The following is a 21,263-nucleotide window of genomic DNA, read 5'->3' as shown; positions in this document are numbered from 1 at the left end:
GTGAACACCGCACCCCGCACCCCCGCAGCGACCCCCGCCGACCTCACCGCCTGGGTCGCTTCCCACCGCGACGACATGGTCGCCGAACTGGCCCGCTACGTCGACACGGAGACCCCGAGCGACGACAAGGAGTGCCTGGACGCCGCCCTGCCGGGCCTCGAACAGTGGCTGACCGCTTCGCTCGGCACCCCCGCGGCCCGCCGCCGCGCCGACGGCGGCGTCTACGGCGACACCCTCGTCCTGGACTGGCCGGGGGCCCGCACCGGCCACGGCGACGGCGCGCCGCCCGTCGCGCTGCTGTGCCACTACGACACCGTGTGGACCAAGGGCACCGTCGCCGAGCGTCCTTTCGCCCTCGACGGCGACACGGCCACCGGGCCCGGCGTCTTCGACATGAAGGCCGGGCTCGTCCAGGCCGTGTGGGCCCTCCGCGCCCTCGACGCGCTCGGCCTGCCGAGGCCGCCGCTGCGCCTCGTGCTCAACGGCGACGAGGAGCTCGGCAGCCCGGGCTCCCGCCCCGTCATCGAGGCCGAGGCGGGCGAAGCGCCCGCCGCCCTCGTCTTCGAGGCGTCGGCCGACGGCGCGGTCAAGACCGCACGCAAGGGCGTCGGCCTCTTCCGTGTCACCGCGACCGGCGTGGAGGCGCACGCGGGACTCGACCCCGCCAACGGCGTCAGCGCCGTCGACGAGATCGCCAGGGCGGTGCTCGCCCTGCACGCCCTGACCGACACCGCGGCGGGGACCACGGTCAACGTCGGCGTGCTCACCGGCGGCACCCGGCCCAACGTGGCGGCGGGGCGCGCCGTCGCCGACCTGGACATCCGTGTCTCCGACAGCGCGGAGGCCGAGCGCGTCGACCGGGCGCTCGCCGCGCTGCGGCCGCACGACCCGCGGGCCTCGCTCGCCCTGACCGGCGGCTGGAACCGGCCCGTCATGGCCCGCACCGACGGCATCGCCCGGCTGTTCGAACTCGCCAGGACGTGCGCCGCGGAACAGGGCGTGGAACTGCGCGAGTGCGCCGTCGGCGGCGCGAGCGACGGCAACTTCGTCGCCGCGCTCGGCGTGCCCGTCCTCGACGGCCTCGGCGCGGTCGGCGCCGGCGCCCACGCCCGGGACGAGCACATCAGCATCGCCGGGATGACCGAGCGCACGGCGGTCGCCGCCCGGGTGCTCTCCGCCCTCGCCGACCCGGCCGTGGCCGCGGGCCTGCGACAGCCCGCCGCGGCCTCCGGCACCGCCGCCTGAGCCGCGGGTGCGGCCGGGCGCCCGCCCCGCGCGCCCGGCCGCACCGCCCGGGCAGGGGGCCCGCATTCGGCGCCGCCGGATGCGGGCCGCCCCGCCCTGCGAGACACTGCCCGGATGGAGGCGACGGAGCGCACGCCCCCGGCGGGCGGGCACGGAGGCGCGGCGGACGACTACCCGGCGATCAGCGAGCACGGCCTCATCGGGGACCTGCGGACCGCCGCGCTGGTCACGACGGGCGGCCGCGTCGACTGGTTCTGCACACCGCGATTCGACTCGCCGAGCGTCTTCGGCGCGCTCCTCGACGCGCGCGGGGGCGGCCACTGGGACATCACCACCGTCTGCCCAGGACCCGTCAAACGGCGGCAGTTCTACTTCCCCGACACCAACATCCTCGTGACGCGGATGCACACCGAGACCGGCATCGTGGAGCTCCACGACTTCATGCCGGTCGTCCGCCCCCACGACCCCGGCCACGTGCAGCGGCTCACCCGGCGCGTGGTCAACGTGCGCGGCTCCGTCGACCTCGCCGTGCGGGTCGCCCCGCGCTTCGACTACGGCCGCGGCCGGCACCGCACCGAACGGTTCGACGACGGCGTCCGCTTCACCTCGGACGACCTCGCCCTCACCCTGCGCTCCACCGTCCCCCTCGACGTGGAGGGCGACGACGCGGCCGCCCGCTTCACCCTGGAGATGGGCGCCACGGCGCTGTTCGTACTCGAACCGGGGCCCGCGCCCGCGGCCCCCGGGGCGCCGGTGCCCTGCGCCGACCCCGCCGCAGTCGACGAACTCTTCGAGCAGACCGTGCGGTTCTGGCGCGGCTGGCTGCGGCAGTCCGCCTACACCGGCCGGTGGCGTGAGATGGTCCACCGCTCCGCGCTCACCCTCAAGCTCCTGACCCACGAGCCCACCGGCGCCATCGTCGCGGCCCCCACGCTCGGTCTGCCGGAGCGCATCGGCGGCGCGCGCAACTGGGACTACCGCTACGTGTGGATCAGGGACGCCGCCTTCTCCCTCTACGCGCTGCTGCGCCTCGGCTTCACCGAGGAGGCCGACGCGTTCATCGGCTGGCTGACCCGCATGCTCCGGCGGGCCTGCCGGGGCGCGGAGGGCGGGCCGCTGCGCGTCATGTACTCCATCGACGGCCACGCGGACCTCTCCGAGGAGGAGCTCGGCCACTGGGAGGGCTACCGCGGCTCCGCGCCCGTCCGGGTCGGCAACGCCGCATCCGGGCAGGTCCAGCTGGACATCTACGGCGAACTCATCGACTCCGTCTACCTGTTCAACAAGTACGGCTCCGGCATCTCGCACGAGGCGTGGACCGACCTGTGCACCATCCTGGAATGGCTCCTCGACCACTGGGACCGCCCCGACGAGAGCATCTGGGAGACCAGGGCGGGCCGCCGCAACCACACGTACTCCCGGCTGATGACCTGGGTCGCGGTGGAGCGCATGATCCGCGTGGCCCGCCGGCGCGGCCTGCCGGGCGACCTGAACCGCTGGACGTCGGTGCGCGACGCCGTCTACCGGCAGATCATGGAACACGGCTGGCACGAGGGCGCCCGCACCTTCGGCCAGCGCATCGCGGACGGCTCGCCGGTGCCCGAGGCGCCGGTCCTCGACGCCTCGCTGCTGCTGATGCCGATGGTCAAGTTCGTCGCGCCCACCGACCCGCGCTTCCTCGACCTGCTCGACGCCGTGCGGGACCGGCTCGTCGTGGACAGCCTGGTCTTCCGCTACGACCCCGAGCAGGCACCCGACGGGCTCGACGGCACCGAGGGCACCTTCTCCATCTGCTCGTTCTGGTGGGTGGAGGCGCTGGCCCGCACCGGACAGCTCGAGGAGGCGCGGCTCGCCCTGGAGAAGATGTTCACCTACTCCAGCCATGTCGGCCTGTACGCCGAGCAGATCGGGCTCAACGGCGAGCACCTCGGCAACTTCCCGCAGGCCTTCACCCACCTCGCGCTGATCAGCTCCGCCATCAACCTGGACCGCTACCTCGACGGCTGAGCGCTGCGGCTCAGCCCCTGCGGGCCCAGCCGTAGCGGTGCTCGGGGCGGCCCGTGTCGCCGTAGCGCAGCGTCAGCGTCACCCGGCCCGCCCGTTCGAGCACCTTCAGATAGCGCTGCGCCGTCGAGCGGCTGATGCCCGCGCGCTCCGCCACCTCCTGGGCGGAGAGCGGCGCCGACGCCTCGCCGAGCACCCGCCGCACCAGGTCCGCGGTGGGCGCCGAGTGGCCCTTCGGCAGCGGGCCGCCCCCGGGCTCGGGGGGCCGCAACGCCCCGAAGATCCGGTCCACCTGCTCCTGGCCCGCCTCGCCGCCGCCCGTGCCGACCGCGTCCAGGGTGCGGCTGAGCGCCGCGTAGCCTTCGAGCTTGGCGCGCAGCCCGGCGAAGCTGAACGGCTTCACCAGGTACTGGAGCGCGCCGTGGCGCATCGCCGCGCTCACCGTCGCCACGTCGCGCGCGGCCGTGACCATGATCACGTCGGCGTGGTGGCCCTCCTGCCGCATCCGCCGGATCAGCGCGAGCCCCGGCGCGTCGGGCAGGTAGTGGTCGAGCAGCACCAGGTCGACGCGGTGCTGCTCCAGCGTCATCAGCGCCTGCGCCGCCGTGTGGGCGCGGGCCGCGACCCGGAAGCCCGGGACCCTGGCCACATAGGCGGCGTTGATCTCCGCGACCCGGAAGTCGTCGTCGACGACGAGCACCTCGATCACCTCCCGCCTCCCGACGCGCGCACCCCGCCCCGCTCCGCCCCGGTCGCGGGGGCGTCAGGCGCGAGCGCCTCGGGCAGCACCACCGTGAACACGGCGCCGCCGCCCGCACGCGCCGTGACCCGCGCCATCCCGCCGTACCGCTGGGCGAGCCGCCGTACCAGCGCGAGCCCGAGCCCGCGCCCCCGGTGCGCGGGGGAGCTCTTGGTCGTCCAGCCCTCGGCGAAGATCCGCTCCCGCAGCGCGGGCGGCACCCCGGGACCGTCGTCGCTCACCCGCACCACCGCTGTCCTCCCGCCCTCGGCGCGCAGTTCCACCTCGACCGTGCGCGCCACGTCCAGCGCGTTGTCGATCAGATTGCCCAGCACCGTCACCAGGTCCCTGGGGTCCACCACGCGCTCCCGCAGCAGCGTCGCGGGCGCGATCCGCAGCACGGCGCCCCGCTCGGCCGCGATCGCGGCCTTGCCCACGAGCAGCGCGGAGAGCAGCGGGTCGCGCACCCGCTCGGCGACCTGCTCGGCCGACGCCCGGTGCGCCTGCGACACGTCCGCCACGAACTGCGCCGCCTCCTCGTAGAGCCCGAGCTCCAGCAGCCCGAGCAGCGTGTGCAGGCGGTTGGCGTGCTCGTGGTCCTGTGCCCGCAGCGCGTCGAGCAGCCCGTGCGTGCTGTCCAGCTCCCGTCCCAGCAGCTCGAGTTCCGTACGGTCCCGGAGCGTGACGACCGCGCCGCCGTCCCGTACCGGCATCCGGTTCGCGACGAGCACCCGGTCGCCCGAGACGGTCAGCAGGTCGGCGCCCGCGACCCGGCCCGCCAGCACGTCGGCCGTGCGGCCCGGCGGCAGCACCTCGTCGAGGCGCCGGCCCGCCGTGTCCTGCCCGAGCCCGAGCAGCCGCTGCGCCTCGTCGTTGACGAGCCGGATCCGACCGCGCCCGTCCAGCGCCACCACGCCCTCCCTGATGCCGTGCAGCATGGCCTCCCGCTCGTCGAGCAGCGCCGAGATGTCCGCGAACGCCAGCCCGTGCGTGCGGCGCTGGAGCCGGCGCGAGACGGCGTACGCGGCCAGCGCCCCGGCGGCGAGCGCCGCGCCCGCGTACAGCAGCAGCCCGCGCACCGCCCGCACCAGCTCGTCCCGCACGCTGCCGTACGCGATCCCCACCGACACCGCCCCGACGACCCGGCCGCTGCCGTCCCGCAGCGGCGCCTTGCCGCGCGCGGAGAGGCCGAGCGTGCCCCGCTCGATGTCCATCACGTCCCGCCCGGCGAGCGCGCCGCTCGGGTCCGTCGACACCCGCTCGCCGATCCTGGCCGTGTCCGTGTGCGACCAGCGCACACCGCGCCGGTCCATCACCACGATGTACAGGGCGCCCGTGGAGCGCCTGATCCGGTCCGCCTCCGCCTGCACCGGGCCCGACGCGCTCGGCGCCGTGGTGGCCAGCAGGCGCCCGAGCCCGGGCTCGGCCGCTGTGGTCCGCGCGATGGACAGCGCCTGCCGCATCGAGCCCTGGTCGAGCTGGCGGCTCAGCGGCGCCAGGAACAGGCCGGTGACCAGCATCAGCACCCCGGTCGTGGTGGCCAGCTGGACCAGCAGTACCTGGGCGAAGACACGGCGCGGCCAGCGGATGCGCATGCGACTCCTCCGTCCGTGCCACCGGCGGCCCCGCCGGCGACGCGGGCCGTCCGCGCCCGCGTCGCCGCACGGTAGACCGAGGGCGGGCCCGCTGCCCAGCCCCTCTCCCGGATTCGTCCGCCGCGCGGTGAGCAGAACGGGCAGAACACCGGCTTGTGCGCACAACGCCGGTAGTGCGAACAAGGCTCCCGCGCGCCGCACCCCGCTCCTACCGTCTGGCGCCATGGACAGTCGGACCGGCCCCGCCATCGAACTGCGGGGCGCAAGCAAGGTGTTCAGCACCCCTTCGGGCATGCCGCACACCGCCGTACGCGACCTCGACCTGACCGTGGGCCGCGGCGAGTTCGTCGCCGTCGTGGGCCCCACGGGCTGCGGCAAGTCGACCACGCTGACCCTCGTCAGCGGCCTCACGGAACCCACCGAGGGTGAGGTGCTGATCGGCGGCGAGCCCGTGCGCGGCATTCCCGACAACGTCGGCTTCGTCTTCCAGCAGGACGCCGTCTTCCCCTGGCGGACCGTCCTGTCGAACGTGATGGCGGGCCCCCGCTTCCGCGGCGTGCCGAAGGCGGAGGCGCGCGAGCGCGCCAGGCGGTGGCTGGACCGGGTCGGCCTCGGCGCCTTCGAGGACCGCTACCCGCACCAGCTCTCGGGCGGGCAGCGCAAGCGTGTCGCCCTCGCCGCGACCTTCGTCGGCGACCCCGAGATCCTGCTGATGGACGAGCCGTTCTCCGCGCTCGACGTGCAGACGCGCGCCCTCATGTCCGACGAGCTCCTCGACCTGTGGTCGGGCACCGGCGCCTCCGTCGTCTTCGTCACCCACGACCTGGAGGAGTCCATCGCCCTCGCCGACAAGGTCGTCGTCATGACGGCGGGGCCCGCCACCGTCAAGGAGGTCTTCGAGATCGGCCTGCCGCGCCCGCGCAAGGTCGAACAGGTGCGGCTGGAGAAGGAGTTCACCGACATCTATCGGGAGATCTGGTCCTCGCTCGGCGAAGAGGTCCGCATCACCCGCGAGAGGGGGGCGGGACATGCCGCCTGAGACCGCTCTCGCCGCGCCGTCCGCCGCCCCGGACGGCGCCCGCACCCGGGGCAGGGCGCGCGCCGCGCGCCGCCGCGGCCGCCTGGTGCAGTCCGTACGCGTCCTGGTCCTTGTGGCCGTCCTCGGCCTGTGGGAGTGGTTCGCCCGCGCCGGGATCATCGACCCCTTCAACTTCTCGATGCCGTCGAAGATCTGGTCCCAGATCTGGGCGTGGACCACCGAGGGCACCGCGCAGGGCTCCCTCGCCGAGCAGATCTGGTACACGCTCTACGAGGCGCTCCTCGGCTGGCTCGCCGGGGTGTTCGGCGGGGTCGTGCTGGGCATCGCGCTCGGCCGCGTCCGTTTCCTCGCCGACGTACTCGGCCCGTACATCAAGGTGCTCAACGCGCTGCCGCGGATCGTGCTCGCCCCGATCTTCCTGATCTGGTTCGGCCTCGGGCCCGCCTCCAAGATCGCCTCCGCGGTCGTCCTCGTGTTCTTCCCCGTCTTCTTCAACGCCTTCCAGGGCGCCCGCGAGGTGGACCGCCGCCTGGTGGACGGCGCGCGCATCCTCGGCGCGAGCAACCGGCAGGTCACCTACCGCGTGGTGATCCCCTCCGCCACCTCCTGGATCTTCACCAGCCTGCACGTCAGCTTCGGGTTCGCGCTGATCGGCGCGATCGTCGGCGAGTACATCGGCGCCACCAAGGGCCTCGGCCTGCTGGTCTCCGCCTCGCAGGGCAGCTTCAACGCGGCGGGCGTGTACGCCGCGATGGTCATCCTCGCGGTCGTCGCGCTGCTCGCCGAGGGGCTGCTGACCTTCCTGGAACGGCGGCTCTTCCGCTGGAAGCCCGCCGAGCCGGGCGACGGCCGCTGACCCGCGCGCCCCACCGGCCGCCCGCGTCACCCGTGCACCGGACGGCGGCCGGCGCCGCGTGCGCCACACCCGCACACCGCCGCCGCACACCTCCCGCCGGCCCGTCACAACCCCGCCATCCGCAGGCACCACACTTCAGGCTTTCGCACCTCACAAGGACGTGACCTCCCATGCGTGCTCCGACCCCGCGTATCCCGACCCGCCGCGCCACCCGCGCGGCACGGGCCGCTGTCGCCCTCACCGGCGTCCTCGCCCTGACCGCGCTCACCGGCTGCGCCGACCACGCCTCCGGCTCGTCCGACTCGGCGGGCGGTGCGGGCAAGGTGAAGATCATGGTGGGCGGCCTCGACAAGGTCATCTACCTGCCCGCGATGCTCACCCAGCGCCTCGGCTACTTCAAGGACGAGGGCGTGGACGTGCAGCTGCTCACCGAGTCCGCGGGGGTGCAGGCGGAGACGGCCCTCGTCTCGGGCGACGTCCAGGGCACCGTCGGCTTCTACGACCACACCCTCGACCTCCAGGCCAAGGGCAAGCAGGTCGAGTCGGTCGTGCAGCTGGCGCAGGCGCCCGGCGAGGTGGAGGTCGTCTCCACCAAGGCGGCAGACGAGATCAAGGGCCCCGAGGACTTCAAGGGCAAGAAGCTGGGCGTCACCGGGCTCGGCTCGTCCACCGACTTCCTCACCAAGTACCTGGCCGTGCACGGCGGGCTGAAGACGAGCGAGTTCACCCCCGTCGCGGTCGGCGCGGGCCAGACGTTCGTCTCCGCGCTCCAGCAGGGTTCCATCCAGGCCGGGATGACGACCGAGCCGACCGTGTCGACCATCCTCGACAAGAAGGCGGGATCCGTCCTGGTCGACCTGCGCACCCCCGACGGGTCGCGGGCCGCGCTCGGCGGCCTCTACCCCTCGTCGAGCCTCTACATGAACACCGCGTGGGTGAACGGCCACAAGGACACCGTGCACCGGCTGGCCCGCGCCTTCGTGCGCACCCTGCGCTGGATGGCCTCCCACACCCCCGAGGACATCGCGGCGAAGATGCCCGCCGACTACCAGCAGGGCGGCGGCAGGGCGCTCTACGCGCAGGCCGTCAAGAACAGCCTGCCGATGTTCACCACCGACGGCGTGATGCCGCCCGACGGCCCTTCCACCGTCAAGCGCGTCCTGTCCACCTTCGACCCCAACCTCCAGAACGTGGACGTCGACGTGGAGAAGACGTACACCACGGAGTTCGTGAAGGACACCGCGCCGTCGTCCGACGACTGAGCCCGTCCCCGGGGCGGGGCGCCGGGGGACGGCACCGGGTGCCGCCCAAGGGGCATATCGTAGGACCGGCACCCCGCCGGTCCTGACGGACGCCGGTCCCCACGGGCGGCAGGGCCGTCCCGCCCGCCGTCAGGAGTGACCCCATGCCGGAGCTGCCCAGCGCAGAAGAGGCCGCGCCCGCGCCCAGCGGGCCGGCGGGAACCCTCGTCGTACCGGTCCTGCCGGACGGCACGGGGTACCGCCTGCGCCTGTTCCGCACCCCCCTCGGGGGCCGTACGGCCGTCGCGTTCACCTCACCGCGGCTGCTTGCCGCCACCCTCGGAGCCGACCGGCCGTGGATCAGGCTCGCCGAGCCGGCGCTGCGCGCCCTCGCCCTGCCCCTCGGGGTCACCGCCCTCACCGTCGACCCGCAGCTCGCCGCCCCCAGGCCCGCGCCGGTCGCCGCGCCCCTCCCGGTCGCCGCGCAGGTCCTCCGCACCGGCCGCGCGGGCGGCCCCGCGCTGCCGGCCGGGCGCGTCGGCGCGTCCTGACCCCTCTCGCGCCGCGGTGTGAGAAGGGCCGCGCTGGGCACACGGAGCTTTCGGGCCCACCGGCCCGGGATTCCCGTGCGAGCGGAAAGGACGTGACACACATGCGAGTCGCATTTCTGATGGCTCCGGAGGGCGTGGAGCAGGTCGAGCTGACCGAGCCCTGGAAGGCGGTCGGCGACGCGGGCGGCGAACGCCATCTGGTCTCGACCGAAGCCGGTCGCATCCAGGGCTTCGACCACCTCGACAAGGCCGACACGTTCCCCGTGGACCGCACGGTCGGCGAGGCGTCCGTGGACGACTACGACGGCCTCGTGCTGCCCGGCGGCGTCGCCAACCCCGACTTCCTGCGCACCGACAAGGGCGCCGTCGCGTTCGTCGACTCGTTCTTCGAGGCGGGAAAGCCCGTCGCCGCCATCTGCCATGCGCCGTGGACGCTCGTGGAGGCCGACCGGGTGCGGGGCAGGACCCTCACCTCGTGGCCGAGCCTCCAGACCGACATCCGCAACGCGGGCGGCACCTGGGTCGACGAGCAGGTCGTGGTCTGCACGGCGGCGCCGAGCCCCCTCATCACCAGCCGCAACCCCGGGGACCTGCCGGCCTTCTGCGAGGCGCTCGTCACCCAGCTCGGCGGCTGAGGCGCGCCCCGCAGCGCGCGGGGCCCGGCAGCGGCCGGGCCCCGGGGGCCGCCGTACGGCGGCACACCGACCCGTCGGACCCCTGGACCCCGCCGGTCGCACCGGTACGGTCCCGCCCCCTCCGCGCCGCGTCACATCCGTACGGCCGTCACATCCGTACGGCCAGGGTGAAGGAGTGGCCCGCGGGGTCGGAGTAGATCCGGGTGTCCCGGGGGCCGCCGTTGTCCTTGGTGTCCAGCGGCCTGGCCCCGAGCGCGATCAGCTCGCGCTCCGCCTCGTCGATGTCGGCGCGGTCCACCAGGACCCGCAGATGCGCCTGTTGCGAGGTCTCGGGGCGCGGCCAGCTCGGCGGCGCGTAGCCGCGGTCCCTGCGGACGGCGAGCCGCACCCCGTTCTCGCCGACGACCTCGATGAAGTCGGGGTCGTCACCCGGGCGCGGCTCGGCGTCGAGGAGCGCGGCGTAGAAGTCGGCGAGTTCCGCGGGTTCCGCGGCGTCCAGTACGAGCACGGTGGTCTTCGCGACGGTCATGGCTGCCGTCTACCCCCGGCTGCGGGCGGGACGCAGGGCCCTGCGGCGCACCGCGCCCCGGCCCGCGGTTGCGCGGGCCGACCCCGGGTACCCGGCCCTGGTCCGGGGGACGGCCCCCGGGTCAGGCGACCGGAAGGAGTCAGCACATGACCAGCACGGAGCCCTCCGCGCACCCGGCTGCGGAGGTGGCGGTGGAACTCACAGGACCGGCGCCCGAGGACGCGCAGGCCGTCTTCGGCGTCCTGCACAGCGCCTACGCCTCCGACCGCGACCGCGACGACGCGCCGAGCGGTGCGGGCGCCGAGGGCCGCACCACGGTCTGGACGGCGACGTTCGACACGGCGGCCCCGCACGGCGACGCGCGCCCCGTGGCGCTCGGCGCGCCCGTCACCGCCGTGCTCCAGGGCGGCCCGCAGGCCGTCGACGGCGTGCGCTCCACGCTGGAGTCGGCCTTCGCCGTGCGCATCGTCGGCACCTCGTCGGGCGACCAGGAGCAGGAGGTCCAGCTGCGGCTCGCCACCCGCTGACCGCCGCACGGGGGACCGGGGGACCGGTCCCCGCGTCGGCGCGCCGCCGCAGGTCACGGAGTGTGCCCGGGTGATCGTGTTGCGCATTCGGCCCAGCGGGGCGAGGCTGTGGGTGACCCAGAAGTGGCTGTTGCTCACGCTTCGTGCTCGGGGGCCGTCCGCGGTCTGAAGCACGTGGGCCTCGCTGTGAGGAGCCTCAACCATGACAGTTCCACTCGACCGTCACTACGAGCTGGAATTGCACGTCTCCGAGGAGCGCGTGCCCCAGGTCCGGCGCATCGTCGCCGCGTACCTGCGGTACTGGAACCTCGGTCCGCACGTACCGGCGGTCTGCCGCGGTGTCGACGAACTGCTGACCAACGTCCACCGCCATGTCGGCGACACCAGCAGGTGCGTGCTCCAACTGCGCCTGAGCGGCCGCCATCTGACGGCCTCCGTCACCGACGACGGGCCCCGCATGCCGCGCCTGCTCAGCGCGGGTGGCGGCGGACTCGCCCGGGTCGCCGCGCTCAGCGACAGCTGGGGGACCTGCCCGACGGAGGACGGCAAGGTCGTCTGGTTCACGCGCAGCGTCCAGGCGCCCGTGTCCGAGCCGCGCGTCCCCGCCGTGCCGCCCACGCCGGTCGACACCGCCCTGCGCGCCGCCGAACCCGCTGCCGAGCCGGTGCCGGCCGCCGGGGAGCCCGCGCCCCGCGCACCCCGCGTCCCGGAACCGGCCTGACGCCGCGGACCAGGACGGCGGCGGCACCGCCCGAGCACGGCACGTGCCCCGCACCCCGCGGGCCCTCGAAGCGAGGGACCCCAGGGGGTACGGGGCACGCCCGCGCCCGCCGTCAGCCGTCCGTCAGAGCGCGCTGTCCTCGTCCACCGTGTGCACCGCGGCCTCCTCGGCCGACGCGGCGGCGCCGTCGATGCCGATGTCCTCGGCGATCATGTCCTTCTCCGCGTCCGCGTGCGCGCCCTCGTCCGGCGCGACGAGCCGGCCCGACCGTTCCGCGCCCACCTCGTCGTCATGCACCTCGCCGTCGCCGTCGTCCAGGTCGCCGATGCCGTCGCCGCCGGGCAGCGGCGGGTCGGGCACCTCCTCGGCCAGCCGCTCGTCCAGGCTCTCGCCCTCGTGCTGCTCCTGAGCCGTGGTGCCGTCCGACTCCACGCCGAGCGGCTTCTCCGGCGGCGAGTAGCCCTGGTCGTACGGGTCGAGCTCGCTCTCGTTGAGGGTGTCCTCGGGGTCGAGGATGCCCTCGTCCTCCGTCACGTCGGCGTCCGCGTCGGGCTGGTAGACGTCGTCCGCCATGGGGTCGCTGTTGTCCGCGGTCACGTGGATCACCTCGTCGAGTCCGATTGCGTTCAGCCCGGCTACCCGGCGCAGCCCGCACTATCCACGGCGGCCGCCCGCCCGGGCGCACCCGGGGCCCGGCCGTCCGCCGGCCCTTCCCAGGACAACGCTGCCACCAAACGGTGCGCTGTCAAACCGCAGGTCGGACCGGGCGTGTGTTTGCCCGTGCCACCCCTGGGCACGCGGTGGTTCCGTCCGCAGGGAGACACCGGGAGCAGGCCGCCCGCGGCGGCCGCGCTCCCGCGGGCGGCGCCAAGCGAACGACACGACCACCGGAGCCGAGCGTGAGCCGACAGCGGATCGTCATCGTCGGAGCGGGTTTCGCCGGGTACGAGACGGCGCGCACCCTCACCCGCGAGGTGGGGGACCGCGCCGAGGTCGTCCTGCTCAACCCGACCGACTACTTCCTCTATCTGCCGCTGCTTCCCCAGGTGGCCGCCGGTATCCTGGAGCCCCGCAGGGTGACGGTCTCGCTGCCGGGCACCCTGCCCCGCGCCCGCCTCGTGCTCGGCACGGCCGACCACGTCGACCTCGAAGCGGGCCGGGTCGGCTACACCGACCCCGAGGGGCACCGCGGGACGCTCGGCTACGACCGGCTCGTCCTGACCGTCGGCAGCGTCAACAAGCTGCTGCCGATCCCCGGCGTCGCCGAGCACGCGCACGGCTTCCGCGGCCTCGCCGAGGCCCTCTACCTGCGCGACCACGTCACCCGGCAGATAGAGCTCGTCGCCGCGGCCGACGACCCCGGCGAGCGTGCCGCACGCTCCACCTTCGCCGTGGTGGGCGCCGGCTACACCGGCACCGAGGTCGCGGCCCAGGGGACGATGTTCACCGACGCGCTCGTCCGCAGGCGGCACAGGTGGTGGCAGGGCGGCCCGCCGCGCTGGCTGCTGCTCGACATCGCGCCGCGGGTCCTGCCCGAGCTCGACCTGCACCTGTCGGACACCGCCGACCGGGTCCTGCGGCGGCGGGGCGTCGAGGTCCGCACGCGGACGTCCGTCTCGGAGGCGACCCGGGACGGCATCACCCTGGACGACGGCGAACACCTGCCCACCCGCACCCTCGTCTGGTGCGTGGGCGTGCGCCCCGACCCCCTCGTCTCGGCGCTCGGGCTGCCCGTCGAGCGCGGCCGCCTCGTCGTCGACGCGCGGCTCACCGTCCCCGGCAGGCCCGAGGTGTTCGCCTGCGGCGACGCCGCCGCGGTGCCCGACCTGACACGGCCGGGGCAGTACACCCCGATGACGGCGCAGCACGCCGCCCGGCAGGGCAAGGCCGCGGGCCGCAACGTCGCCGCGTCCCTCGGGCTCGGCGACTGGCGCGCCTACCGCCACGACGACCTCGGGTTCGTCGTGGACCTCGGCGGCGTCCAGGCGGCGGCCAACCCGCTCGGCGTGCCGCTCGCCGGGCCCCTCGCCGGCGCCGTCACCCGCGGCTACCACCTGGCCGCCATGCCGGGCAACCGGATACGGGTGGCGGCCGACTGGCTGCTCGACGCCGCGCTGCCGCGCCAGGCCGTGCAGCTCGGCCTCGTACGCTCCGGCGCCGTGCCCCTGGAGTCATCGCCGCCCGAGCCCGCGAGGGCGCGGTGACGCCCGACCCCCACCACCCGCCGCTGACGGGCCGCGCGCCGGCCCCCGGCGGACCGCGAACCCCCAAGGAGTGACATGGACACCAGTGAACTGACTGAGCTCGCCCAGCAGCTGAGGGTCGACTCGGTCCGGGTCGCCGACACGGCGGGCTCGGGGCACCCCACCTCCTCGATGTCGGCCGCCGACCTGATGGCCGTGCTGCTCGCCAACCACCTGCGCTACGACTTCGACCACCCCGACCACCCCGGCAACGACCGGCTGATCTTCTCCAAGGGCCACGCCTCGCCGCTGCTGTACTCGATGTACCTGGCGGCCGGCGCCCTCGACGAGGAGGAGTTCGGCACGTACCGCACCCTCGGCAGCCGCCTCGAAGGCCACCCCACGCCGCGGCTGCCGTGGGTCGACGTCGCCACCGGCTCGCTCGGGCAGGGGCTGCCCGTCGGCGTCGGGATGGCCCTCGCCGGCCGCCGGCTCGACCACACGCCGCACCGCGTCTGGGTGCTGTCGGGCGACAGCGAGATGGCCGAGGGCTCGGTCTGGGAGGCCGCCGAGAACGCGGGCGACCAGCACCTGGACGCGCTCACCCTGATCGTCGACGTCAACCGGCTCGGGCAGCGCGGCCCCACCCGCCACCAGCGCGACCTCGACGCTTACGGCAGGCGCCTGCGCGCCTTCGGCTGGCACACCGTCGAGATCGACGGACACGACGTGGAGGCCGTCGAACGCGCCTTCAACGAGGCCGAGTCGACCTCGGACAAGCCCACGGCGATCATCGCGGGCACCCGCAAGGGCCGGGGCGTGCGCGCCGTCGAGGACCGGGAGGGCATGCACGGCAAGCCCGTCAAGGACGCCGAGGAGGCCATCGCGGAACTCGGCGGCAGGCGCTCGATCCGCGTCGACGTGGCACGCCCGCAGGCAGCCCCGGGCAACGGGGCGGCGCGCAGCCGCCCGCTGTCCCTGCCGCGCTACGAGATCGGCGACACCGTGCCCACCAGGGACGCCTTCGGCGAGGCGCTCACCGCGCTCGGCCACGCGCACGAGGACGTGGTCGTGCTCGACGGCGAGGTCGGCGACTCGACCAGGGCCGAGTACTTCGCCAAGGAGCACCCCGAGCGCTACTTCGAGTGCTACATCGCGGAGCAGCAGATGATCGCGGCCGCCGTCGGTATGCAGGCCGTCGGGCACTCCCCGTACGCGGCGTCCTTCGCCGCGTTCCTCACCCGCGCCCACGACTTCCTGCGGATGGCCGCGGTCAGCAGGGCCTCGATCACCGTCGCAGGCTCGCACGCGGGCGTGTCGATCGGCGAGGACGGCCCCTCCCAGATGGGCGTCGAGGACCTCGCGATGTTCCGCTCGATCCACGGCTCGACCGTGCTCCAGCCGTGCGACGCCAACCAGGCGGCACGGCTCGTCGCCGCCACGTACGACCTGGAGGGCGTGCGCTACGTCCGCACCATGCGCAGCGGCACCCCCGTCGTCTACGGGCCCGACGAGGAGTTCCCGATCGGCGGCAGCAAGGTGCTGCGCCGCTCCGACGCCGACCGCGTCACCCTCATCGGCACCGGCGTCACCGTGCACTCCTGCCTGGAGGCGGCCGACGCGCTCGCCGCCGAGGGCATCGCGGTCCGCGTCATCGACATGTACTCGCTCAAGCCCGTGGACGGGGACACCCTTGCGGCCGCCGCGGAGGACACCGAGTGCCTGGTCACCGTCGAGGACCACCACCCCGAGGGCGGCCTCGGCGACGCCGTGGCCGAGGCGTTCGGCGACGGCAGGCCCGCGCCGCGGCGCCTGGTGCGGCTCGCCGTCACCAACCTGCCGGGTTCCGCCACCGGCGAGGAGCAGCGCAGGGCCGCGGGCATCGACGCGGAGTCCGTCGCCGCGGGCGTCCGGCTGCTCGCCGAGAAGATCATCCGCTGACACCGGGCCCGCGCCCGCCGGGGTCGGCGCCGACAGGTGAGAACCCCGGCCGAGTGGATACCCGTCCCGTGCGGGCGCGGCTCCCAACCCTTCCCGGGAGGGTTCGGCAGTGAGCCCCCGCTCCGCCGCCCCTCGGCCACGCCGACGGGCGGCGGAGTCCGTGTTGCGCGGCTCACCGGCGCACCCCAGGCTCATAACCATCGACTCCAGGAGGAATCGGCCATGCCGATCGCAACGGTGAACCCCGCCACGGGGGAGACGCTCAGGACGTTCGAACCGATCGGCCCTGAGGAGATCGAGCGCAGGCTCAGCACCGCGTACGCCACCTTCCGCACCTACCGCACCACCTCCTTCGAGGAGCGCGCCGCACTCCTCGGCCGCGCCGCCGACCTGCTGGACAAGGACGCCGAGGACATCGGGCGCACCATCACCGAGGAGATGGGCAAGCCCCTCGCGCAGGCCCGCGCCGAGGCCGCCAAGTGCGCCAAGGCGATGCGCTGGTACGCGGCGCACGCCGAGGAACTGCTCGCTGACGAGCACCCGGCGCAGGACGACGTGCGGGACTCGGGCGCCGCCCGCGCGCGGGTGGTGTACCGGCCGCTCGGCGTGGTGCTCGCAGTGATGCCGTGGAACTTCCCGCTCTGGCAGGTCGTACGGTTCGCCGCCCCGGCCCTCATGGCGGGCAACACCGGCCTGCTGAAGCACGCGTCGAACGTGCCGCAGACCGCCCTCTACCTGGAGGACCTCTTCCGCCGCGCCGGCTTCCCCGAGGGCTGCTTCCAGACCCTGCTGGTCGGCTCGGGCGCCATCGAGGACATCCTGCGCGACCGGCGGGTCGCGGCCGCCACCCTCACCGGCAGCGAGCCCGCGGGGCGCGCGGTCGCGTCCGTGGCGGGCGACGAGATCAAGAAGACCGTGCTGGAGCTCGGGGGCAGCGACCCGTTCGTCGTGATGCCGTCGGCCGACCTCGCCAGGGCGGCGAAGACCGCGGTGACCGCGCGCGTGCAGAACACCGGGCAGTCCTGCATCGCCGCCAAGCGGTTCATCGTCCACGAGGACGTGTACGACGCGTTCGCCGCGCTGTTCACGGACGCCATGCGCGCCCTCACCGTCGGCGACCCGCTCGACGAGGGCACCGACGTCGGCCCGCTCTCCAGCGAGCAGGGCCGCACCGACCTGGAGGAGCTCGTCGACGACGCGGTCGGCCACGGCGCGGCCGTGCTGTGCGGCGGGCGCCGCCCGTCCGGCCGCGACGCGGGCTGGTTCTACGAGCCCACGGTGCTCGCCGGCATCACGGGCTCGATGCGCATCCACCGCGAGGAGACCTTCGGACCGGTCGCCACCCTCTACCGGGTGGCCGACGTGGACGAGGCCGTCGCCGTCGCCAACGACACCCCCTTCGGGCTCAGTTCCAACGTGTGGACCCGAGACGATGCGGAGACCGAGCGGTTCACCCGCGACCTGGAGGCGGGCGGCGTCTTCTTCAACGGCATGACGGCCTCCCACCCCGCCCTCCCGTTCGGCGGCGTCAAGCGCTCCGGCTACGGCCGCGAACTGGCGGGCCACGGCATCCGGGAGTTCATGAACGCCACCACGGTCTGGTACGGCCCGGCAGACTGACACCGTCGCGCGGCCCGGGGCAGCCGGACGCCGGGACACGAACAGGGAGAGGCAGATGCGCAAGGCGAAGACCGCGGCGGGGCAGCTCACCGACGCCGACCTGGCGGCGCTCGACGCGCACTGGCGTGCCGCCAACTACCTGGCGGTGGGCCAGATCTACCTGATGGCCAACCCGCTCCTGCTGGAGCCGCTCGCGCCCGAGCACATCAAGCCGCGGCTGCTCGGGCACTGGGGCACCTCGCCCGGCCTCAACCTCGTCCACACCCACCTCAACCGCGTCGTGCGGGACCGGGGCATCGACGCGCTCGCCGTCTGGGGGCCGGGCCACGGCGGGCCCGCCGTCCTCGCCAACTCCTGGATCGAGGGCTCCTACTCGGAGACGTACCCGGACGTGAGCCGGGACCTGGCGGGCATGGAGCGGCTGTTCAAGCAGTTCTCCTTCCCCGGCGGCGTGCCGAGCCATGTCGCGCCCGAGACGCCGGGGTCCATCCACGAGGGCGGCGAACTCGGCTACTCCCTTGCCCACGCCTACGGTGCCGCGCTCGACCACCCCGGGCTGCTCGTCACCTGCGTGGTCGGCGACGGCGAGGCGGAGACGGGCCCGCTCGCCACGTCCTGGCACGCCGACAAGTTCCTCGACCCCGTCCACGACGGCGCCGTCCTGCCCGTCCTCCACCTCAACGGCTACAAGATCGCCAACCCGGCCGTGCTCGCCCGGCTGCCCGAGGACGAACTCGACGCGCTCCTGCGCGGCTACGGCCACGAGCCGATCCACGTCACGGGCGACGAGCCGATGGCCGTCCACCGCGCCCTGGCCGCCGCCATGGACCGCGCCCTCGACGCGATCGGCGGGATCCAGCGCGCCGCCCGCGAGGGCGGTGAGACCGCGCGCCCCCGCTGGCCGATGATCGTGCTGCGCACGCCCAAGGGCTGGACAGGACCCGCCGAGGTGGACGGGCTGCCGGTCGCCGACACCTGGCGCGCCCACCAGGTACCGCTCAGCGAGGTCCGCACCAACCCCGAACACCTGCGCCAACTGGAGGGCTGGCTGCGCTCGTACCGCCCGCAGGAGCTGTTCGACGCGACCGGCGCGCCCCGGCCCGAGGTGCTGCGCTTCGTCCCCGAGGGCACCCGCAGACTGGGTGCGACGCCCTACGCCAACGGCGGCCTCCTGCTGCGCGAGCTGCCGCTGCCGCCGCTGACCCGGCACGCCGTGCCCGTCGAGCGGCCGGGCACCGTGATGCACGAGCCCACCCGGGTGCTCGGCGCGCTCCTCGAAGACGTGATGGCGGACACCGAAGGGCGCCGCGACTTCCGCGTCGTCGGCCCCGACGAGACCGCGTCGAACCGCCTCGAAGCGCTCTACGGCGCCACCGACAAGGCGTGGGACGCGCTCACCCGCCCCACCGACGAGCACCTGGCGCGCGGCGGCCGGGTGATGGAGGTGCTCTCCGAACACCTCTGCCAGGGCTGGCTCGAAGGCTATCTGCTGACGGGCCGCCACGGACTCTTCTCCTGCTACGAGGCGTTCGCGCACATCGTCGACTCGATGGTCAACCAGCACATCAAGTGGCTGCGCACCTCGCGCCGCCTCGCCTGGCGCCGCCCCATCGCCTCGCTCAACTACCTGCTCACGTCACACGTGTGGCGCCAGGACCACAACGGCTTCTCCCACCAGGACCCCGGGTTCGTGGACCACGTGCTCAACAAGAGCCCCGAGGTGGTGCGGGTCTACCTGCCGCCGGACACCAACACGCTGCTCTCGGTGGCCGACCACGCCCTGCGCAGCCGCGACTACGTCAATGTGATCGTGGCGGGCAAGCAGCCCACGTTCGACTGGCTCACCATGGACGAGGCGATCGCGCACTGCACGCGCGGCGCGGGCGTCTGGGAGTGGGCGGGCACCGAGGACGGCAGCCGCGAGCCGGACATCGTCCTCGCCTGCGCGGGCGACGTACCGACGCAGGAGACGCTGGCCGCCGCGGGACTGCTCCGCCACCACCTGCCGGAGCTCGCCGTGCGCGTGGTGAACGTGGTCGACATGGCCAGGCTGCTGCCGCACGAGGAGCACCCGCACGGCATGACCGAGTCCGAGTACGACGCGCTGTTCACCCGCGACAAGCCGGTGATCTTCGCGTACCACGGCTACCCGTGGCTGATCCACCGGCTCACCTACCGGCGTCTGGGCCATGCCAACCTCCATGTGCGCGGGTACAAGGAGGAGGGAACCACCACCACGCCGTTCGACATGGTCGTCAAGAACGACCTGGACCGCTACCGGCTGGTGATGGACGTGCTGGACCGGGTACCCGGCCTCGGGGTGCGTGCGGTGTCGGTGCGTCAGGCCATGGCCGACGTACGCACCCGGCACCAGGCGTGGATCCGCGAGCACGGCACCGACCTGCCGGAGGTCGCGGACTGGACCTGGCAGGGCTGAGGCCGGGCCGGGCGCGTACGGCGGAAGGGAGCACGCGGTGAGCGGTGGACACACGGGCGGCGACGTCCGCACGGTACGGGCGGGGCGCAGGAACATCGGCGTGCACCGCCCCGACAAGGTCCTCTTCCCCGACCGCGAGCCCCCGCTGACCAAGGCGGACCTGGTCGGGCACTACCGGGACCTCGCCCCGTACATGCTGCCGGGGCTCAAGGGGCGGCCGCTGATGCTGGAGCGCCACCCGGACGGCGTCGGCGGGCCGCGCTTCATGCAGAAGAACACGCCGGAGTCGTACCCGGAGTGGATCCGCCGCGCCGAACTCCCCAAGAAGGGCGGCACGGTCACCCACGCCGTCTGCGACGACACGGCGACCCTGCTCTACCTCGCCGACCAGGCGTGCGTGACCTTCCACCGCTGGCAGTCGCGCGCCGACAGGCCCGACCGCCCCGACCGGCTCGTCTTCGACCTCGACCCCGCGGACGGCGGTGGTTTCGAGCAGGTCAGGGCGGCGGCCAGGCGGCTCGGCGAACTCCTCGAAGAGATCCGCCTGCCCGCTGCCCTGATGACCACGGGCTCGCGCGGGCTGCATGTCCTCGTGCCGCTCGACCGGGCCGCCGGCTTCGACGAGGTGCGCGCCTTCGCGGGCGAGGCGGCCGACCTGCTCACCCTCCGCGACCCGGAGCACCTCACGACCGAGATGCGCACCGAAGCGCGCGGCGGCCGCCTCTACCTCGATCTCCAGCGCAACGCCTACGCGCAGACCTCGGTCGCGCCCTACTCCGTGCGCGCGAAGCCGGACGCCCCGGTCGCCACGCCGCTGACCTGGGACCAGCTGGACGACCCCGGGGTGCACGCGCGGCGCTGGAGCGTCGGCGACGTGCTGGAGCAGGCCCGCAGCGACCCCTGGTCCCATCTGCCGGCCAGGGGCCGCGGCCTCGGGCCCGCGGCGCGCCGCCTGCGGGCCCTGCGCTGATCAGCGCAGCGTGACACCGGACGGCGCGCTGCCGGGACCTTCCAGCTGTTCGCCCGCGAACGCGGCGGCGATCCGCAGGTGCGTGGCGGCCTCCCCGGCCCGGCCCTGGCGCTCCAGGGTCCTGCCGAGCATGAGGTGCGCGTACGCCTCGACCGGGTCGCGCTCGACGACGGCGCGCAGCTGCTCCTCGGCCCTGCCGAGCCGGGCGGAGTGGTAGTAGGCGCGCGCCAGCAGCAGCCGCGGCCCCACCTGCTCCGGTGCCTCCTCGACGAGCCCCAGCAGGATGCGGGCGGCCGTCACGTACTCCTTGGCGTCGAAGAACAGCTGTGCCCGGTCCCAGCGCTCCGCCGGGGTGCCGTACTCGAAGTAGCTCGACTCTTCCACGGGGCCTCCTCACGGGCCGGGTTGCTCGGACACGGGCGTCAACCCG

Annotated in this window: 19 protein-coding genes; 14 read left to right on the top strand and 5 right to left on the bottom strand. The window is 74.3% G+C overall.

What is annotated here, in order from left to right; genetic code table 11:
• Complete coding sequence (locus tag AB0910_RS00690; protein WP_366742286.1) at positions 1-1,245, top strand: M20 family metallopeptidase; 1,245 nt, start codon at positions 1-3, stop codon at positions 1,243-1,245.
• Between the two features lie 114 nt (positions 1,246-1,359).
• A complete protein-coding gene (locus AB0910_RS00685) occupies positions 1,360-3,252 on the top strand; it encodes a glycoside hydrolase family 15 protein (RefSeq protein ID WP_366742285.1) in 1,893 nt (630 codons plus the stop codon).
• A gap of 10 nt (positions 3,253-3,262) precedes the next feature.
• On the opposite strand, the gene AB0910_RS00680 is transcribed toward AB0910_RS00685, so the two are convergent.
• Together AB0910_RS00680 and AB0910_RS00675 are read right to left on the bottom strand one after the other, a co-directional pair.
• Positions 3,263-3,958: a response regulator gene (locus AB0910_RS00680; RefSeq protein WP_366742284.1), complete on the bottom strand. Its 696-nt coding sequence runs from the start codon at positions 3,956-3,958 to the stop codon at positions 3,263-3,265.
• On the bottom strand, positions 3,955-5,583 hold the full coding sequence (locus AB0910_RS00675; RefSeq protein WP_366742283.1) for a sensor histidine kinase: 1,629 nt from the start codon (positions 5,581-5,583) through the stop codon (positions 3,955-3,957). Before AB0910_RS00675 ends, AB0910_RS00680 begins: the two co-directional genes overlap by 4 nt.
• A gap of 223 nt (positions 5,584-5,806) precedes the next feature.
• Between AB0910_RS00675 and AB0910_RS00670 the strand changes: the two genes are divergently transcribed.
• The 5 genes from AB0910_RS00670 (at position 5,807) to AB0910_RS00650 (ending at position 9,905) form a co-directional block, all read left to right on the top strand.
• Positions 5,807-6,622, top strand: a complete 816-nt coding sequence (locus AB0910_RS00670; protein WP_366742282.1) for an ABC transporter ATP-binding protein — start codon at positions 5,807-5,809, stop codon at positions 6,620-6,622.
• Positions 6,612-7,478 carry an ABC transporter permease gene (locus AB0910_RS00665; protein WP_366742281.1) on the top strand — a complete coding sequence of 289 codons (867 nt, stop codon included), beginning with the start codon at positions 6,612-6,614 and terminating at the stop codon, positions 7,476-7,478. The genes AB0910_RS00670 and AB0910_RS00665 overlap by 11 nt, the downstream gene beginning before the upstream one ends.
• A 170-nt stretch (positions 7,479-7,648) precedes the next feature.
• Positions 7,649-8,740 carry an ABC transporter substrate-binding protein gene (locus AB0910_RS00660; RefSeq protein WP_366742280.1) on the top strand — a complete coding sequence of 364 codons (1,092 nt, stop codon included), beginning with the start codon at positions 7,649-7,651 and terminating at the stop codon, positions 8,738-8,740.
• A 143-nt stretch (positions 8,741-8,883) separates the two neighbouring features.
• Complete coding sequence (locus tag AB0910_RS00655) at positions 8,884-9,270, top strand: SAV_915 family protein (RefSeq protein WP_366742279.1); 387 nt, start codon at positions 8,884-8,886, stop codon at positions 9,268-9,270.
• Positions 9,271-9,371: 101 nt separating this feature from the next.
• On the top strand, positions 9,372-9,905 hold the full coding sequence (locus AB0910_RS00650) for a type 1 glutamine amidotransferase domain-containing protein (RefSeq protein ID WP_366742278.1): 534 nt from the start codon (positions 9,372-9,374) through the stop codon (positions 9,903-9,905).
• A 148-nt stretch (positions 9,906-10,053) separates the two neighbouring features.
• Here AB0910_RS00650 and AB0910_RS00645 read toward each other — a convergent pair whose 3' ends face one another.
• Positions 10,054-10,434: a VOC family protein gene (locus AB0910_RS00645; RefSeq protein ID WP_366742277.1), complete on the bottom strand. Its 381-nt coding sequence runs from the start codon at positions 10,432-10,434 to the stop codon at positions 10,054-10,056.
• Positions 10,435-10,580: 146 nt separating this feature from the next.
• Here AB0910_RS00645 and AB0910_RS00640 point away from each other — a divergent pair, with 146 nt between their 5' ends.
• Together AB0910_RS00640 and AB0910_RS00635 are read left to right on the top strand one after the other, a co-directional pair.
• Positions 10,581-10,961, top strand: coding sequence for a hypothetical protein (locus AB0910_RS00640; protein WP_366742276.1), 381 nt, complete (start codon positions 10,581-10,583; stop codon positions 10,959-10,961).
• A gap of 202 nt (positions 10,962-11,163) precedes the next feature.
• Complete coding sequence (locus AB0910_RS00635; protein ID WP_366742275.1) at positions 11,164-11,682, top strand: ATP-binding protein; 519 nt, start codon at positions 11,164-11,166, stop codon at positions 11,680-11,682.
• A 123-nt stretch (positions 11,683-11,805) separates the two neighbouring features.
• Here the strand turns inward: AB0910_RS00635 and AB0910_RS00630 are convergent, their stop codons facing one another.
• Positions 11,806-12,255, bottom strand: coding sequence for a DUF5709 domain-containing protein (locus AB0910_RS00630; RefSeq protein ID WP_366742721.1), 450 nt, complete (start codon positions 12,253-12,255; stop codon positions 11,806-11,808).
• A 326-nt stretch (positions 12,256-12,581) separates the two neighbouring features.
• Between AB0910_RS00630 and AB0910_RS00625 the strand changes: the two genes are divergently transcribed.
• The 5 genes from AB0910_RS00625 (at position 12,582) to ligD (ending at position 20,833) form a co-directional block, all read left to right on the top strand.
• Positions 12,582-13,886 (top strand): NAD(P)/FAD-dependent oxidoreductase, encoded by a 1,305-nt coding sequence (locus AB0910_RS00625; RefSeq protein ID WP_366742274.1) that lies wholly within the window; start codon positions 12,582-12,584, stop codon positions 13,884-13,886.
• A gap of 75 nt (positions 13,887-13,961) precedes the next feature.
• Entirely contained in the window at positions 13,962-15,806 is a 1,845-nt protein-coding gene (locus AB0910_RS00620) for a transketolase (protein ID WP_366742273.1), read from the top strand.
• A 222-nt stretch (positions 15,807-16,028) separates the two neighbouring features.
• Positions 16,029-17,426 (top strand): NADP-dependent succinic semialdehyde dehydrogenase, encoded by a 1,398-nt coding sequence (locus tag AB0910_RS00615; protein WP_366742272.1) that lies wholly within the window; start codon positions 16,029-16,031, stop codon positions 17,424-17,426.
• Between the two features lie 55 nt (positions 17,427-17,481).
• Positions 17,482-19,863 carry a phosphoketolase family protein gene (locus tag AB0910_RS00610; RefSeq protein WP_366742271.1) on the top strand — a complete coding sequence of 794 codons (2,382 nt, stop codon included), beginning with the start codon at positions 17,482-17,484 and terminating at the stop codon, positions 19,861-19,863.
• 37 nt (positions 19,864-19,900) lie between these two features.
• The gene (ligD, locus tag AB0910_RS00605) at positions 19,901-20,833 is read left to right on the top strand and encodes a non-homologous end-joining DNA ligase (protein WP_366742270.1); all 933 of its coding nucleotides are present in this window, start codon (positions 19,901-19,903) and stop codon (positions 20,831-20,833) included.
• Here the strand turns inward: ligD and AB0910_RS00600 are convergent, their stop codons facing one another.
• Positions 20,834-21,217: a tetratricopeptide repeat protein gene (locus AB0910_RS00600; RefSeq protein WP_366742269.1), complete on the bottom strand. Its 384-nt coding sequence runs from the start codon at positions 21,215-21,217 to the stop codon at positions 20,834-20,836. It lies immediately after the preceding gene.
• Positions 21,218-21,263 lie beyond the last annotated feature (46 nt).

The sequence above is a fragment of the Streptomyces sp. NPDC047002 genome (assembly GCF_040704505.1).
Classification (GTDB): domain Bacteria; phylum Actinomycetota; class Actinomycetes; order Streptomycetales; family Streptomycetaceae; genus Streptomyces.
The sequence above is the reverse complement of the archived record's forward strand: the minus strand, read 5'-3'. Positions and strand labels throughout refer to the sequence as shown.